General features: G+C 62.9%; 14 protein-coding genes and 1 tRNA gene. 7 read left to right on the top strand and 8 right to left on the bottom strand.

Annotation, left to right across the window (positions count from 1 at the left end; genetic code table 11):
• Window positions 1-103: 103 nt before the first annotated feature.
• Window positions 104-2,029 (top strand): potassium transporter Kup, encoded by a 1,926-nt coding sequence (locus ACNAOH_RS02480; protein ID WP_443971198.1) that lies wholly within the window; start codon window positions 104-106, stop codon window positions 2,027-2,029.
• 16 nt (window positions 2,030-2,045) lie between these two features.
• On the opposite strand, the gene rpiA is transcribed toward ACNAOH_RS02480, so the two are convergent.
• The 5 genes from rpiA to ACNAOH_RS02455 all read right to left on the bottom strand — a co-directional run bounded on the left by rpiA (window position 2,046) and on the right by ACNAOH_RS02455 (window position 7,159).
• On the bottom strand, window positions 2,046-2,744 hold the full coding sequence (gene rpiA / locus ACNAOH_RS02475; RefSeq protein WP_443971197.1) for a ribose-5-phosphate isomerase RpiA: 699 nt from the start codon (window positions 2,742-2,744) through the stop codon (window positions 2,046-2,048).
• A complete protein-coding gene (gene gnd / locus ACNAOH_RS02470; protein ID WP_443971196.1) occupies window positions 2,741-3,799 on the bottom strand; it encodes a phosphogluconate dehydrogenase (NAD(+)-dependent, decarboxylating) in 1,059 nt (352 codons plus the stop codon). The genes rpiA and gnd overlap by 4 nt, the downstream gene beginning before the upstream one ends.
• Before the next feature lie 78 nt (window positions 3,800-3,877).
• Window positions 3,878-3,952, bottom strand: a tRNA-Glu gene (locus tag ACNAOH_RS02465).
• A gap of 85 nt (window positions 3,953-4,037) precedes the next feature.
• Window positions 4,038-5,786, bottom strand: a complete 1,749-nt coding sequence (gene recJ, locus ACNAOH_RS02460) for a single-stranded-DNA-specific exonuclease RecJ (RefSeq protein WP_443971195.1) — start codon at window positions 5,784-5,786, stop codon at window positions 4,038-4,040.
• A 437-nt stretch (window positions 5,787-6,223) separates the two neighbouring features.
• On the bottom strand, window positions 6,224-7,159 hold the full coding sequence (locus tag ACNAOH_RS02455; protein ID WP_443971194.1) for an MBL fold metallo-hydrolase: 936 nt from the start codon (window positions 7,157-7,159) through the stop codon (window positions 6,224-6,226).
• 120 nt (window positions 7,160-7,279) lie between these two features.
• Between ACNAOH_RS02455 and ACNAOH_RS02450 the strand changes: the two genes are divergently transcribed.
• Together ACNAOH_RS02450 and ACNAOH_RS02445 are read left to right on the top strand one after the other, a co-directional pair.
• The gene (locus tag ACNAOH_RS02450; RefSeq protein ID WP_443972029.1) at window positions 7,280-8,224 is read left to right on the top strand and encodes an ABC transporter ATP-binding protein; all 945 of its coding nucleotides are present in this window, start codon (window positions 7,280-7,282) and stop codon (window positions 8,222-8,224) included.
• Window positions 8,221-8,982, top strand: a complete 762-nt coding sequence (locus ACNAOH_RS02445) for an ABC transporter permease (RefSeq protein ID WP_443971193.1) — start codon at window positions 8,221-8,223, stop codon at window positions 8,980-8,982. Before ACNAOH_RS02450 ends, ACNAOH_RS02445 begins: the two co-directional genes overlap by 4 nt.
• Before the next feature lie 145 nt (window positions 8,983-9,127).
• Here ACNAOH_RS02445 and glpX read toward each other — a convergent pair whose 3' ends face one another.
• From glpX to ACNAOH_RS02430, 3 genes are all read right to left on the bottom strand, one after another.
• Window positions 9,128-10,111 carry a class II fructose-bisphosphatase gene (gene glpX, locus ACNAOH_RS02440; protein WP_443971192.1) on the bottom strand — a complete coding sequence of 328 codons (984 nt, stop codon included), beginning with the start codon at window positions 10,109-10,111 and terminating at the stop codon, window positions 9,128-9,130.
• A gap of 149 nt (window positions 10,112-10,260) precedes the next feature.
• Window positions 10,261-11,571 (bottom strand): homoserine dehydrogenase, encoded by a 1,311-nt coding sequence (locus ACNAOH_RS02435; RefSeq protein ID WP_443971191.1) that lies wholly within the window; start codon window positions 11,569-11,571, stop codon window positions 10,261-10,263.
• Window positions 11,572-11,676: 105 nt separating this feature from the next.
• The gene (locus ACNAOH_RS02430) at window positions 11,677-12,411 is read right to left on the bottom strand and encodes a hypothetical protein (protein WP_443971190.1); all 735 of its coding nucleotides are present in this window, start codon (window positions 12,409-12,411) and stop codon (window positions 11,677-11,679) included.
• A gap of 355 nt (window positions 12,412-12,766) precedes the next feature.
• Between ACNAOH_RS02430 and ACNAOH_RS02425 the strand changes: the two genes are divergently transcribed.
• The 4 genes from ACNAOH_RS02425 (at window position 12,767) to ACNAOH_RS02410 (ending at window position 15,272) form a co-directional block, all read left to right on the top strand.
• Entirely contained in the window at window positions 12,767-13,420 is a 654-nt protein-coding gene (locus tag ACNAOH_RS02425) for an energy transducer TonB (protein ID WP_443971189.1), read from the top strand.
• A gap of 73 nt (window positions 13,421-13,493) precedes the next feature.
• Window positions 13,494-14,246 carry a MotA/TolQ/ExbB proton channel family protein gene (locus ACNAOH_RS02420; RefSeq protein WP_443971188.1) on the top strand — a complete coding sequence of 251 codons (753 nt, stop codon included), beginning with the start codon at window positions 13,494-13,496 and terminating at the stop codon, window positions 14,244-14,246.
• Between the two features lie 84 nt (window positions 14,247-14,330).
• Entirely contained in the window at window positions 14,331-14,819 is a 489-nt protein-coding gene (locus tag ACNAOH_RS02415; protein ID WP_443971187.1) for an ExbD/TolR family protein, read from the top strand.
• A 27-nt stretch (window positions 14,820-14,846) separates the two neighbouring features.
• Window positions 14,847-15,272, top strand: a complete 426-nt coding sequence (locus ACNAOH_RS02410) for an ExbD/TolR family protein (protein ID WP_443971186.1) — start codon at window positions 14,847-14,849, stop codon at window positions 15,270-15,272.
• Window positions 15,273-15,521 lie beyond the last annotated feature (249 nt).

Genomic DNA, 15,521 nt, shown 5'->3' with positions numbered 1-15,521 from the left:
TGGTGCGTTGCAGCGCGCTATACAAAGTGCTAGCGACACGGCCGCTCGGTTATGACCCGGCGCCAGGGGGTTGGCGGCAGATGAATTCGCTTCCTACGCAGCCATGACGGCATCCCATCAGTCGGAAGCCAGCCTGCAGGACGTTCCGCCGGATTTTCAATCTGGTGGACATGAGCCGGCGAGCACGGCCAAGCTCGCTCTCGGTGCGATAGGCGTCGTCTTTGGCGACATTGGTACTAGCCCGCTCTACGCGCTCAAAGAGAGCTTCATCGGCCATCACGAACTGCCGGTCGATCTAGTCCATCTCTATGGCGTACTGAGTCTTATCTTCTGGACGATGATGATCATCGTCACCGTTAAATATGTCGGCATCATCATGCGTGCGGACAATAACGGGGAGGGAGGGAGTATGGCGCTTCTTGCCCTCATCACCCGTAGAACGGGCGGTAAGCGTTGGACGAGTGGCCTTATTATGCTCGGCGTCTTCGCCACTGCTCTTTTCTATGGGGATAGCATCATTACCCCCGCCATTTCCGTGCTTTCTGCGGTGGAAGGGCTAACGGTGGTGCAGCAGTCGATGAGCCCCTTTGTCCTGCCGATCGCGCTCGTCATCATCGTGGGCCTGTTCTTTCTTCAGGCACGCGGCACGGATGCAATGGGCAAGCTGTTCGGCCCGATCGTTCTTGTCTATTTTCTCACATTGGCGGCGCTGGGCGTCTATCAAATATTGCAGCGGCCGGAGGTTCTCTCGGCGCTCAACCCCTACTGGATCGCACAGCTTGTGATTTCTGATCCGGTTCGTGCTTTTCTCGCGCTCGGTTCCGTGGTGCTGGCGGTTACGGGTGCGGAGGCGCTCTACGCCGATATGGGCCATTTCGGTCGCAGGCCGATCGCGCTGGCATGGATCTATCTCGTTTTTCCGGCTCTTATGCTCAATTATCTGGGGCAATGTGCCCTGCTAATGAACGATCCTGCGGCGGTGCAGAATCCTTTCTTCCTCATGGCACCGGAGACTTTGCGCCTTCCACTGGTGATCCTCGCGACGCTCGCCACGGTCATCGCCAGTCAGGCGGTCATCTCAGGCGCATTCTCCGTGACGCAACAGGCCGTGCAGCTCGGCTTCATCCCGCGTCTGCGCATCATGCATACGAGCGCATCCGCGCAGGGCCAGATCTATATCCCCTTCGTCAACTGGGTGCTGCTCATTCTGGTGATCCTGTTGATCCTGATCTTCCGGGAGTCCACGAATCTCGCGGCTGCTTATGGTATCGCGGTCACTGGAACGATGTTCATCACCTCGCTGATGATGATGGTGCTGGTCTTTCGGGTATGGACCTGGAACAAGTGGGTTGCTGGCGGCGCGATCACGCTCTTCTTCTTCGTTGACGGCATGTATCTGGCCTCCAATCTCACCAAGCTGGTGGATGGTGGCTGGGTGCCGCTGCTGGTGGGAATGATCGTGTTCACGCTTCTCACGACATGGTCGCGGGGCCGGAAGCTGATGATGGATCGGCTGCGCGAATCGGCCATGCCGATCCCGGTCTTCGTCGCGTCTGCGGCGAACAGCGCGGTGCGTGTCGCGGGCACGGCGGTGTTCATGACCTCCAGTGCGGACGGCGTGCCCCACGCGCTGCTCCACAACCTCAAGCACAACAAGGTGCTGCACGAGCGGGTCATCCTCCTGACGGTCAAGATCGCCGATGTGCCCTCCGTGGACCCGACGAAGCGCTGCGAGATCGAGGATCTGGGACGCGGCTTCTTCCGGCTTGTCCTCAAATTCGGCTTCATGGAGGAGGCGAACGTGCCTGCCGCGCTCGCTCAGGTCACTGCCTGCGGGCAGGAGTTCCGGATGATGGAGACCAGCTTCTTCTTGGCCCGCCAGACCCTGCTCCCCTCTGCTCGCCCTGGTATGCCGATCTGGCGCGAGAAAATCTTCGCCTGGATGCTGCGCAACGCGGAAAGCGCGATGGAGTTCTTCCGCCTGCCCACGAACCGCGTGGTCGAACTGGGAAGCCAGGTCGAGATCTGACCGCAGCGGCGGTCGATCACGCCCGCTTGACGATCTCCACACCGGACGAGCCGCCAACATGAAGCTCGTCGATCTCGCTCAGAAAAAGCCCGTGACCCACCAGGCCCGGTACGTCTGAAAGCTGGCGGTCGAGACCCGCAAGATCACTGAGTACCTGCCACTGACAATCCAGGATTATGTTTCCCTGGTCGCTCATGCCATCTCGCAGCACAGCGGAGCCACCCAGTTGCGCGATGGCTCGGCCGACGAAACTGCGAGCGAAGGGCAGCACCTCGACCGGAACCGGACGCTTTCCAAGTGCGGCGACCCGCTTGGTGGAATCCACGATGCAGATCATCCGGGCGGCGGCCCGCGCCACGATCTTCTCCCGCAAGAAGGCGCCGCCAGCGCCTTTGATCGCGCGGAGCTGGGGATCGACTTTATCCGCGCCGTCGATGGCGAGGTCCACCGCTGCCACATCGTCGAACGCGATCACGTCCAGTCCGCGCTGCCGGGCCAACGCATCGCTCGCGAGCGAAGTCGCCACGCACCGAATGTTCAGCCCTGCGGCGGCTCTCTGAGCCAGTGCTTCGATGGCGAGGGCCGCAGTCGATCCGGTACCGAGCCCCACCAACATGCCCGGCTCTATGAGGGCGACAGCGCTCGCTGCCGCCGATGCCTTGGCCGCGACGATATCCTCAGGAGACAGCGCAAGAGCGCCGCCATCCCTGCTCACTGCGGCATCTCGACATGGCCGCCGAAACCGGCGCGCATGGCCGAGAGCAGCCGCTCGCCAAATGTGTTGTCGCTGCGTGAGCGGAACCGCGAGAAGAGGGCAGCGGAGAGGACATAGGCCGGAACGGCTTCCTCCATTGCCGCGTCGATCGTCCAGCGGCCTTCGCCACTGTCGTTGACCTTGCCGCTGAACTGGCTGAGCTGGGGATTGTCGGCCAGTGCGATGGCGGAAAGGTCCAGCAGCCATGACGAGATGACCGAGCCGCGCCGCCAAACCTCTGCGATGTCGGTGAGATTGAGGTCGAAGCGCTCGTCTTCGGGAACCCGCTCCGATGCCTTGTTCTTTAGGATATCGAAGCCTTCGGCATAGGCGGCCATGAGGCCATATTCGATCCCGTTGTGCACCATCTTGACGAAATGGCCGGCGCCCGGAGGGCCGGCATGGATATAGCCCTTTTCCGCTCGGGCATCGTAGCTGGAGCCTTCACGCCCCGAGGTGCGGGGGATGGTGCCCTGACCGGGAGCCAGAGCATCGAATATGGGATCGAGCCAGTCGACGATTGCCTTTTCGCCGCCGATCATCATGCAATAACCCCGGTCGATGCCCCACACGCCGCCTGACGTTCCCACATCGACATAATGAATGCCCAGCGGCTTGAGCATGGCGGTGCGGCGCAGGTCGTCCTTGTAGAAGGTGTTGCCGCCATCAATGATGACATCGTCCGCAGAGAGCAGGCCTGCCAACTGGCTCACCATGCCTTCGGTTATCTCGCCCGCTGGCAGCATGACCCAGACCGCGCGTGGGGAGGGGAGCAGGGATACGAGCTCCTCGACCGAAGCCGCCCCGGTCGCGCCGTCCGCCACGACGGCATGCACCGCAGCGTCATCCCGATCGAAAACGACCGGCGCATGACCCGCCCGCGTCAGCCGCCGCGCAATGTTCCCACCCATGCGGCCCATGCCAATGATGCCGATCTGCATAATGCTTCTCCTGAGTCCGGTTTGGGCCTTTTTGAGCCTGAGGCGGGCGCGCGCGCAATGGATAAGACGGGCCAACAGGCGCTCGCCATACCTGAGCGTGCCGAGAGCAGGCGGGTCTCGCAGGCGAAGCGGTTCGCAATGTGGTGAATGAACTGGTGACCCCTGCGGGAATCGAACCCGCGTTTCAGCCGTGAGAGGGCCGCGTCCTGACCGCTAGACGAAGGGGCCGGCACCGGGCGTCGCATGGACTGCCGCCGGGCTGCGGTGGCCCCTTTAGGTGCTGACCGGACAGGGGTCAAGGCCCAAGGACGGCTCAAGCCGGTGCCGCATCGTCAAGGTGGAGCTCTGCAGCAGGCCTGGCGCCCCAGTCGTCCAGCTTTGCGCGCCCTGCGAACCACCAGCGTGTGCCCGGCTGAGCGCTGAGCAGGGCCTGACCCAGCGGCGTCTCGCCTTGCCGGAAGCCCATGACCTTGAGCGAGCGCCCATCGTCGCCCGAGACGATCATCCGCACATGATCCGTGCCCACGATGTCGCATTTCACGATGCGGGCGGGGCCAAGCACCACGCGCGGCGCAGGCCAGCCATTGCCATAAGGACCGGCCGTTTCCAGCTCTGCGATGAGCGCAGGGGTGAGGCCGCCGGGCGCGGCAAGAATGTCCACATGAAGGGCGCGCTCGGCCCGCGCGCGTTCCACGTCGCGGGTCAGCCGCTCTTCAAGAAAGTCCGCGAGTGCGCTCACATTGGCGCGATCGATGGTAAGGCCCGCCGCCATGGCGTGGCCGCCGCCCGCGACAAGAAGGCCGCTCTCCTTCGCGGCGAGCACGGCCGCGCCGAGGTCGACTCCGCCGATCGAGCGGCCGGACCCCTTGCCGACGCCATTCTCGTCAAGCGCGATGACGATGGAAGGGACGCCCGTCTTCTCCTTGATGCGCCCGGCGACGATGCCGATGACGCCGGGGTGCCAGCCTTCGCCGGAAAGCACCGCGACAGCGCGGTCGTCAACGGTGGAAAGCTGGGCCAGCGCCTGCTCCTGCACCGCTGCCTCTATCGCGCGGCGCTCTTCATTGAGGCGATCAAGCTCCCGTGCGATGGCCTGGGCTTCGGCAGGGTCGCGGGTGGTGAGGAGGCGGACACCAAGATCGGACCTACCCACCCGGCCACCGGCGTTAATGCGCGGCCCCAGCGCGAAGCCGAGATCATGGCAGAGCGGCGCGCGCTCGATGCGGCTGGCGCTAAGCAGCGCGACAAGGCCGATATTGCGCTGCCGGGCCATGGCCTTCAGTCCCTGAGCGACGAAGGCGCGGTTAAGACCCCGGATCGGCGCGACATCGGCCACGGTGCCGAGGGCGACGATATCCAGCAGCGCCATCAGGTCCGGCTCCGGCCGGGAGGCGAACCAGCCGCGCGCGCGGAGCGTGCGGACGAGGGCGACGCCGAGCAGGAAGGCGACACCGACGGCGGCGAGATGGCCATGCGCCGTGCCTTCCGCGCACTCGTCGAGCCGATTGGGGTTCACCAGCGCAAAGGCCGGGGGCAGGGCAGTGGCGCATTGGTGATGATCGACCACGATCACATCCAGCCCTGCCTCTCGCGCTGCCTCCAGCGCCGCAAAGGCCTGCGCGCCGCAATCGACCGTGACGACGAGCGAGGAGCCCTGCCGGGCGAGGGCGACCAGGGCATCGCCGGAGGGGCCATAGCCTTCCATCAGCCGGTCGGGGATATAGGCACCGGCTTCCAGACCGAGATCGCGCAGCAGTAGGATGAGCAATGCCGCGCTGGTGGCACCATCCACGTCATAATCGCCGAAGATGGTGATGCGCTCGCCAGCCATCACCGCAGCGGCGAGCCGATCGGCAGCGCGCTCCATATCCCGGAAGAGCCCCGGATCGGGCATGAAAGCGCGGATCGTGGGGCTTTCCTCGCGGATCAGATCTTCAGGGACGACGCCCCGCGCGCGCAGCAGATCGTGCAGCATCGAGCCACGCGTCCCCGCCGGAGCCCCGCCGCGCCAGCGCCAGCTCTGCCCGGTCAGCGAGCGTTCTATATCGAGAGCGAAGGCCATGATGGCGCGCAGGTATCCTTTACCAGTGAGGGCGGCCAGCCCGCCGCCACGGGACGGGGGAGGGCCGTCGAAAGGTTCTAAAGGTTCTAGTCCTTAGGCGAAAAAAAACGAGGGGGCCACGACGGCAACTGCATCCCTGCTCAGGAGGCGGCTCTGTGGCGGTAACATGGGCGAAGGGATGTAGGACATGGGGTTGAAGTAGCGCGATAAAGGACAGGCCCGTTCTTTGTCATTCCTGCGAACGCGGGAATCCATCCAGGCCAAAAGCGGCACGGGTGAGAGTAGAGGGATTGCCTACAAGCGTTTCGGCTCGATCAATCGCATTGCCCAAAGAGCCAACTCAGAACTGGATTCCCGCGTTCGCGGGAATGACAGGGGAGATGGACGCGAGATGTCCGTCCGCCCTGCGCCTCGGTTCTCATAGTCCGTATGCCCCTTCAGGAGGCTGTTCTGGGCCGCGTCGGATAGACGATGAAGTCCGTATGCCGGTCGATTACTGGGGCAGCCTCCATCTTCGCGACCGCCTGCTGAAGCTCACCGATCACGGAAGGGGAGAGGGGAAGCGGGTGTTCCGAGGGATGGGTCTTGGCCTGCATGGGATAGTCCTGCTGCGGCGTGCTGGTCATCTCGATATGGGCGCCAAGCAGCGCGCGGATCGGATGCTTGGCGGCGAAGGCGGCGAGCCGGTCGACGCTTGCGCGATACTCTCCGAATTTGGGCACCGGCACATAGAGCCGACCCGGATAGATCATGTCCCCGGAGAACAGCAGCCGCGTGCGCGTGTCATAGACCATCATGTGCGCTGGCTCGTGGCCGGGCGTGGGAATGAGATCGAGAACGCGCCCGCCCAAATCGAAGCGGGCAATATCGTCCGGCCAGCGCGCGATGTGGAAGTAGGCCGCGACCTCCTCGGGCTTGAGGCCCACGACATCGGTATCGGGCCGGTCGCGAAACTCGCTGTCCCCCGCATGGTGATCGCCATGGCTGTGCGAATGCGCAACCACCAGGTGAACCGGGCGCTTGCCGTGCTTTGCTTGCCAGTCCGCGATCAGCCGGTCGATGGTCGGGCGGATCTTTAGGCCTCCGGCGCCGGTGTCGATCAGCAGAGCACGATCCTTGCCGAAGAGGAGATAGAGAAACGGCGCCTCGAAATTGGTCGCGACAGACTGGCGAATCACGAATGTGTTCGAGTCGATCGTCTGGACTTGCGTCTCGGGCTCGTTCGCGGTGGTGCCGTCGATCCAGTGCGCGAAGCGAGGCATATCCGCCGCAGGCGGTGCTGCAGCGACCAGAAAGGCCGCGCTGGCCAGAACGAAAGAGAGCCGCCAACGAGCGAGGGGGCGAACGGTGCGAAGCGGGCGAGCCAGATCCATGCGCTTTCGATATGAGTTATTACGCTGTGCATCAAACGTAATATTGGCTTGAACGCCGTCGATGCAAAGTTCGCAACTGCTACTCTTGCATTCCCGTTACGATTGCTTAGCTCCGTGCCCATGTCAGAAATCCTCTCGGTCCGCGGTGTGGGCAAAAGCTATGCGAGCGGCCACCGGGCGCTCGGCAGTTTCGATCTGGACGTGCGCGCCGGCGAGATTTTCGCGCTGTTGGGGCCGAACGGCGCGGGCAAGACGACGCTTATCTCGATCATCTGCGGGCTGGTGCGCGCCACGGAAGGTAGCGTCACCGTGGCGGGCCACGACATCGTGCAGGATTATCGGCAGGCGCGCTCGACGATCGGTCTCGTGCCGCAGGAACTCTCGACCGACATGTTCGAGCGGGTGATCGACACAGTGCGGTTCAGCCGTGGCCTCTTCGGCAAGCCGCGTGACGACGCGCTGATCGAGAAGATTCTGCGCGACCTCTCCCTCTGGGAAAAGCGAGAATCCAAGATCCAGGAGCTTTCCGGCGGCATGAAGCGCCGGGTGATGATCGCCAAGGCGCTGGCTCATGAGCCGCGCCTGCTCTTCCTCGACGAGCCAACCGCCGGTGTGGACGTAGAGCTGCGCCGCGACATGTGGAAACTGGTGCGGCAACTGCGCGAGAGCGGCGCGACGATCATCCTCACGACTCACTATATCGAGGAGGCCGAGGAAATGGCCGACCGGGTGGGCGTGATCGCCAAGGGCGAACTCATCCTCGTCGAGGAGAAGGCGGCGCTCATGAAGAAGCTGGGGCGCAAGACGCTGCAGGTGACGCTAAGCGACCCGCTGGGCGCGCTGCCCGAGGGGCTGGGCGAATGGCCGCTCGATCTGCTGGATGAGGGGCATGTGATCGAATATGTGTTCGACAGTCAGGCCGAGCGAACCGGCGTTTCCGCGCTGCTGCGGCGGCTGGGCGACCTTGGCATCGGCTACAAGGATCTGGGAACGCGAGAGAGCTCGCTGGAGGATATTTTCGTGAGTCTCGTCCACGCGCCTGCCGTGCAGGAGAGCCGCGCATGAACCTGCATGCAGTCGGCGCGATCTATCGCTTCGAGATGAACCGCTTCCGCAGGACGCTGCTCACTGGCCTCGTCGTGCCAGCGATTACGACCTCGCTCTACTTCGTGGTGTTCGGCAGCGCGATCGGCGCGCGCATGACGGAAGTGGATGGCATCCCCTATGCCGCCTATATCGTGCCCGGCCTCATCATGCTCTCCATGTTTACCGAGAGCATCTTCAACGCCAGCTTCGGCATCTACATGCCCAAGTTCAGCGGTACGATCTACGAGCTGCTCTCCGCGCCCGTCTCTCCGCTTGAAACGATCATGGGTTATGTTGGCGCGGCGGCGACCAAGGCGATGATCGTGGGCCTCGTCATCTTCGCGACGGCGCATCTCTTCGTCTCGCTGCCCATTGCTCATCCGTTCGCCATGATTGCGTTCATGGCATTGATCGCGATCAGCTTCTGCCTGTTCGGCTTCATACTGGGCATTTGGGCGCAGAGCTTCGAGCAGTTGCAGGTCATCCCGCTGCTCATCGTCACGCCCATGACATTCCTGGGTGGCGCCTTCTACTCGGTGCATATGCTGCCCGAGCCCTGGCGGACGATCACGCTGTTCAACCCGGTCGTCTATCTCATTAGCGGCTTCCGCTGGACGTTCTTCGGCAAGGGGGATGTCGCCATGGGATTCTCCGTGGCGTTCGTCACGGCGATGCTGGCGATCTGCCTTGGCATCATCACCTGGATGTTCCGCACGGGCTACCGGCTGAAAAAGTAGGGCAGTTGCTCTACGTCATCCCGGCCTCTGAGCCGGGATCCCGCTTCTCAACCCTATCGGGCCAGTAAAGCTGGACCCCGGGTCAAGCCCGGGGTGACGAAAAAAGGGAAGCCGCGATATGATGCCCCGCGAGCGCGGCAGCAAATCAGTCCGCGTTGCCGTGAATGCGGTGCTCGCCCTTGACCCAGCGCACAGTGCCGGATGAGGCGCGCATGACGACGCTTTCGGTCGTCAGGCGGCCGCCGGGCAGCCGCTTGACGCCGCCAAGCAGCGACCCGTTGGTCACGCCAGTGGCAGCGAAGATGCAGTCGCCCTTTGCAAGGTCGCAAAGGTCGTAGATCTTGTCGAGGTCCGCAATGCCCCATTTGCGGGCACGGGCGCGCTCGTCGTCGTTGCGGAACAGCAGGCGCCCCTTGAACTGGCCACCGACGCAGCGCAGCGCAGCACAGGCGAGAACGCCCTCTGGCGCGCCGCCCGATCCCATGTAGATGTCGATCGTGGTTTCCGGATTCGTCGTGGCGATGACGCCCGCGACGTCGCCGTCTGGAATGAGCATGACGCCGCAGCCGACTTCGCGCAACTCCGCGATCATCTTCTCATGCCGGGGACGATCCAGCACGCACACGATGATCTCGTGCGGGGCGACGCCCTTGGCCTTCGCGACGGCCTCGACATTCTCGCGCGGTGATTTGGTGAGATCGATGATCCCCTCGGGATAGCCGGGACCAACCGCGATCTTGTCCATATAGACGTCGGGCGCGTTCAGCAGGCATCCGGCCTCGCCGGCAGCGAGCACGGCAAGAGCATTCGGCCCCGCCTTGGCAGTGATGGTCGTGCCCTCCAGCGGATCGAGCGCGATGTCGATCTTCGGCCCTTTTCCGGGCGCGCCGCCGACCTTCTCGCCAATATAGAGCATGGGCGCCTCATCGCGCTCGCCTTCGCCGATCACCACCGTGCCGTCCATGTAGAGCTCGTCGAACGCCTTGCGCATCGCTTCGACCGCGGCAGCGTCCGCCGCCTTCTCGTCGCCACGACCGATGAGCTCGGAGCAAGCGATGGCTGCAGCCTCGGTCACGCGGACCATTTCGAGGACGAGAACGCGATCGAGAACTGAACTCGGCTTCACCATGGTCTGCACACCCCTTCTGCCGTTAAAAACTTGAGGTCCGGATAGGCGAGGAGCGCAACGTTGTCGATAAGTGCTGCGCCGATAAATGTCGGCCGCACTCACAGGCGCGACGAGCGGGGCAAAGGCGAGGGTGGGGCCGCCCGCAGCCCTCAATCCAATATGTGCATCACCATCGGCGCATCGAGCAGACTGTCCGATCCGGACAGGCGCGCAATCACTTCATCAATCGCGGAAAGTGCCCCATTATGGGTCACAATAGCAACCAGTACGCCGTCGCCGTCCGTCACCGCGCGCTGGATGACGCTCTCGATGGAGACGCTCGCATCGCGCATCGCTGCCGTGATTTCGGCCAGCACGCCGGGCTTGTCCTGCACCCGGAAGCGAAGATAAGCGCGACCCTGACGCTGGCCGGCATCGGCCTTCACCTGACGCTCCAGCCATTCCGCCGGCATGGCGAAGGCTGGACCATATTCGTCGCGCGCGACATCGATGATATCTGCAACCACCGCCGAAGCCGTTGGCCCTTCGCCCGCACCGGCGCCCTGAAAGAACAGCCGGCCGACGAAATTGCCTTCCGCCACCACGGCATTGAGCGCGCCGCCGACATGGGCGAGGGGATGATCCAGCGGCACCAGCATGGGGTGGACGCGCTGGAACAGGCCGAGGCTCTCCTCGCCTTCGCCTTCACATTCGGCAAGGCCGACAAGGCGCACCTTGTAGCCAAGCGCGGCAGCCTCACGAATGTCAGCAGCCAGAACATGGCGGATGCCGGTAATGTCCACGGATGCGAAATCGATCTCCGTGCCGAAAGCGAGGCTCGCAAGAATGGAGAGCTTGTGCGCGGCGTCGATCCCGTCGATGTCGAAGCTGGGGTCGGCTTCCGCATATCCCTTGTCCTGCGCCTCTTTCAGCACCTGCGCAAAGGGGCTGCCGTCCTTCTCCATAGTGGAAAGGATGAAATTACAGGTGCCGTTGAGAATGCCATAGACCCGCATGATGCGATTGGCGGCCGCGCCTTCCCGCAGGCCCTTGATCACGGGGATACCCCCGGCAACTGCCGCCTCGTACTTTAGGGGAACGTCTGCCTTTTCCGCTTCGCCGGCCAAACCAAGGCCATGATGCGCGATCATGGCCTTATTGGCGGTCACGAAGGGCTTGCCGTTGGCGAGCGCCTGGCGGGCAAGCGTAAGGGCAGGGCCATCCGCGCCGCCGATCAGCTCGACGATGACGTCGACGTCCGCACGGGTCGCAAGGCTGCCCATGTCGTCGACCCATTCATAAGGAGACAGGTCGATGCCGCGATCCTTGGACCGGTCCCGCGCGGAAATCGCCACGACCTCAATCGGCCGGCCGGCGCGACGAGAAATAAGATCCCGATTTTCGGTCAGCAGCCGAATCACTCCGGCGCCCACGGTGCCGAGTCCGACTATCGCCAGCCTGAGCGCTCTGCTCTCGTTCATGCCTGTTCGTTTCCCTGTCTGCCGCTTGCCTTCATCAAGGCCCGCCGCCCTTAGTCGTTCGAAGCCCGAGAGGGAAGTCGCCCGCGCCGCGCTATCGCTGGGCGTCTATCGTGAACAGGGACCAAGCGCCGCCATCATCTCCCGATAATCCCGGCGCGCCGCCTGTGCGTCGTTCGGTTCGACGCCGCTGAGCGCCTGTTGCGGCAGGTCGGCGGGCAGATGACAAGCGAGGCGATACCAGAGCAACGTATCCTTGGGCGGCAGTTGGCCGTCCTCGCCCACGACTTCTCCGATCGAAACGGTGTAGGACGGCGTCTCGTCCGGCCGGCGGATAATCGACAATGAAATGGGCCGCTTATCCTCAGTCTGCAGGAAGATCTGGCTTTCGCTTTCGCCGGTCACATTGCCTGCGACATGAAAAGCCGACTCGATGCGACTGATGGCTGGCGGCGCGTTCGGTGCGATGATCTCGCCAACGATTTTGCGAGTCAGCGCTTCAGATGCGGAGCTCCAGGGGACGACGCTCTTGGCCGAGAGCAACCGGAACTGATCCACCCGGGCACCGACGCTGCCGAAGATAAGATACTCCTGCCCTTTTACGACGGGGTGCGCCTTCTTGTCCGGCGATCCATCGACCAGGAACGAGATGCGCTGGGCAAGGCCGGCATTGCCGCGAATCAGGCTCGTCGACTCCGCCTCGACATAATAGCGCGCTTCGCCGGCCCGGAGGCCCGGAGCGCGATCCGGCGCAAGCTGTGCGACCGACCTGACGCGTACATGGGCAATCGCCTCCGCCTGCGTCGCCTGATCCGCGACGAGAGCATAAGGGGGAGGGGGCAAAGGGGCCGGTTCCTTCCGCGCGATTGCAGCGGAAGACAAGATTCCGGTAAGGAATCCGGCGAAAATGAGGCGAAACCCGGACCTTCGAAAACTGACATCCGGATGTGAAAAGCGGGTCGCTGTCATGATCTCAGGCATACTCCTCTAACGTTCCCCGCCCCACTTTTACATGCTGTAACCGGCGTTTGACCTAGTGCCAACAAAGCGTTTGCCAGAGCGGAAATGCCGCGATAGGTATCTGCTACGAAATTGGTCCCCGGTATTCCGGGTTTGTTTCCGTGCACGAATTGTGGCGGTTCGTGGGCGGTGGAGCCGGGGCGTTTCGGATAATGGGTTCAAGGAGTGTCGTTGCTGAATGGCTTACGCTGACCACTCGCAATCGTCGAGTCGGACGATATCGATCATCATTGTCGCCTTGATTCATGCAGTCCTCGGCTATGCCTTCGTGACGGGTCTGGGCGTACAATATATCAAGAAGGCTGCGGAACAGCTGAACGTGGTGGATATTAAGGAAGAACCACCGCCACCAGAGGAAGAGCCGCCGCCACCACCACCGGATCAGCCGGTTCCGCCACCCCCGGTCTATATACCGCCGCCGCAGGTCGCCCTGCCATCACCGGCTCCGCCGATCATGGCAACGCCCGTGCTGCCGCCACCGCTGCCGCCGGCGCCCACAGCGCCGCCCGCACCGCCGCCTCCGCCCGCGCCTGTCGTGAGCAAGGCTGCCGGTCCCCGGGGTAACGCAGCTGCGTGGTTCGGTACGGACGACTATCCTGCGCGCGCTCTGCGTGAGGAAGCGGAAGGTACTACCGGTATCTCTTACGATATCGGTGCGGACGGTCGCGTCACGGCTTGCCGTGTTACATCATCGAGCGGAAATTCTGACCTCGATGAAACGACCTGTCGTCTGATGATGCGTCGTGGGCGGTTCACGCCTGCGCAGGATCAGGCAGGCAATCCGATCGCGTCTACCGGCACTCGCCGCGTGACGTGGCAGATACCGAAATAATTCGACTTCCCGGCGGGCCGGACAAGATCCTGGCCCGCCAGCTTTATAGACTGGTTTGAAGAGGATAATCTAAATGTTCACTCAGATTATGGCCGCCGCCGCGCCGGCAGCTGGCAATAACCCTTACGGCCTCATGGAAGCGCTCGAGCAGGGCGGTGTCATCGCCTGGACCGTTTTCATCATTCTCGTCGGCATGTCGGTCGGCACGTTCTTCATCCTGTTCACTAAGCTCATCGAGCAGCAGAAGGTGATCAATCAGGGCAAGAAGGTCCGTGGCACGTTCTGGCGCGCGACGAGCCTCAAGGAAGGTTCGGCCAAGCTGGAGAAGAACAGCGCCTACAAGCAGCTGGTCGATGACGGCATCCTGGCTCAGGAGCACCACAACAAGCTGACCGATCCGGTCGAGGCGCATGACTGGATGCATGCTTCGCTCGCTCGCTCGGAAGCGGCGATCAACTCCCGTCTGGGCGGTGGTCTCGCGTTCCTCGCGACCGTCGGTGCGACCTCGCCGTTCATCGGTCTGTTCGGTACCGTGGTCGGCATCTATCGCGCGCTCATCAAGATCGGCGCGTCCGGCCAGGCATCGATCGACGCGGTCGCCGGTCCGGTCGGTGAAGCGCTCATCATGACCGCTCTGGGTCTCGTCGTCGCGGTTCCCGCAGTGCTCGCGTTCAACTTCCTGCAGCGTCGCAACAAGTCGATTGCCGAAGACCTCTCGGGCTTCAACAACGACCTGCTTGGCTACATGGTCTCGAACGGCGCGGTTCGCCCGGTCGTGGCTGCCGCTCCGGTTGCCGCCGCCAAGCCCGTGGCTGCCAAGGCTTGATCTGACGGATTTGGCCGGCTCCTTTCGGGGCCGGCCATACCGCCAGCGTCATTCGCCAAAAGCAAGCAATAGGATTTTCGATCGATGGCAATTAGTACATCATCGGGTGGTGACGACGCTCCAATGTCGGACATCAACACGACGCCCCTCGTGGACGTCATGCTGGTGCTTCTCATCATCTTTCTCATCGCCGTTCCTGTCGTGATCCAGACGGTGCCGATCCGGCTTCCCAAGGTGGCTTTCGAGCCCACCACGACGAAGCCGGAGAATGTCTCGCTCAGCGTCATCAAGGAAGCCGACGGCTCGTGCGGCGTCTACTGGAACCTGACTCGCGTGACTTCTGACGACTTGCTTACCCGCGCGGTGGACAAGCTCAAGAAGGACATCGAGAAGGCCGGCGGCGTTCAGAACATGAACCCGGACGATCTGCCCGAAGTGCATATTCGCGGCGACATCGACGTGCCCTACAAGTGCATCGGTGGCACCATCTTCACGATGCAGCGTGCGGGCTATCCCAAGGTCGGATTCATTTCCGAGCCTGAGCCCGGTTCGATCAGCATCCGTCGTCTCTGACGGCCAGATTGAGAGGAGTATAGCCCGATGGCTATGAGTGCGGGCCGCGATGACGGCGAGCCGATGATGGACATGAACACGACGCCGTTGATCGACGTCATGCTCGTGCTCCTCATCATGTTCATCATCACCATTCCGATCCAAACCCACGCGGTGAAGATCGACCTACCGCAGAACACCCCGCCGCAGGATCAGCCCATTGTCGATCCGGTAAAGAACAAGCTGGGCATCGGTGCGGACAGCACCGTATACTGGAACGGTTCACCGATCGATCAGCTGGTGCTGCGTCAGTATCTGGATGCGACAAAGCGCATGAACCCTGAGCCCGAGCTGCAGTTCGAGCCCGACGCAAATGCCCGCTACGTGACTGTCGACGAGGTTCTCGCCGTCATCAAGCGCAGCGGCGTTTCGAAGATGGGTTTCGTCGGCAACGAGCGCTACGGTTCGTTCTGATCGCAGCGGCATTCGACGGCCCCCATATGGGGTCGGCGGTTGATAGGATTGAAAAGGGAGGCTTCGGCCTCCCTTTTTTATTGTTCGTCCGGAGGACGCTCGAGCATTGGCGGGGGGAAGCCAACGCTGCCGGAGGTGACGCTGCACCTCGATCGTTACAGTTCAACTGCCGTCAGACTGTTCTGCTCGGCTTAAAGTGCGAACGAAGGGCGAGAGTCGGTTCCGCTGCACCATCACCGTGGTGTCCAT

Source organism: Sphingobium sp. CR28 (assembly GCF_052327305.1).
GTDB lineage: Bacteria > Pseudomonadota > Alphaproteobacteria > Sphingomonadales > Sphingomonadaceae > Sphingobium.
Note: the sequence above shows the minus strand (reverse complement) of the source record. Positions and strands in the feature narration are given on the sequence as shown.

Coding starts and splice junctions, on each gene's coding strand:
- ACNAOH_RS02415 (WP_443971187.1), top strand. CDS start 14,331: ATGGCAATTAGTACATCATCGGGTGGTGACGACGCTCCAATGTCGGAC.
- ACNAOH_RS02450 (WP_443972029.1), top strand. CDS start 7,280: ATGTCAGAAATCCTCTCGGTCCGCGGTGTGGGCAAAAGCTATGCGAGC.
- ACNAOH_RS02445 (WP_443971193.1), top strand. CDS start 8,221: ATGAACCTGCATGCAGTCGGCGCGATCTATCGCTTCGAGATGAACCGC.
- glpX (WP_443971192.1), bottom strand. CDS start 10,111: ATGGTGAAGCCGAGTTCAGTTCTCGATCGCGTTCTCGTCCTCGAAATG.
- ACNAOH_RS02435 (WP_443971191.1), bottom strand. CDS start 11,571: ATGAACGAGAGCAGAGCGCTCAGGCTGGCGATAGTCGGACTCGGCACC.
- ACNAOH_RS02420 (WP_443971188.1), top strand. CDS start 13,494: ATGTTCACTCAGATTATGGCCGCCGCCGCGCCGGCAGCTGGCAATAAC.
- recJ (WP_443971195.1), bottom strand. CDS start 5,786: ATGGCCTTCGCTCTCGATATAGAACGCTCGCTGACCGGGCAGAGCTGG.
- ACNAOH_RS02480 (WP_443971198.1), top strand. CDS start 104: ATGACGGCATCCCATCAGTCGGAAGCCAGCCTGCAGGACGTTCCGCCG.
- ACNAOH_RS02410 (WP_443971186.1), top strand. CDS start 14,847: ATGGCTATGAGTGCGGGCCGCGATGACGGCGAGCCGATGATGGACATG.
- ACNAOH_RS02425 (WP_443971189.1), top strand. CDS start 12,767: ATGGCTTACGCTGACCACTCGCAATCGTCGAGTCGGACGATATCGATC.
- ACNAOH_RS02455 (WP_443971194.1), bottom strand. CDS start 7,159: ATGGATCTGGCTCGCCCGCTTCGCACCGTTCGCCCCCTCGCTCGTTGG.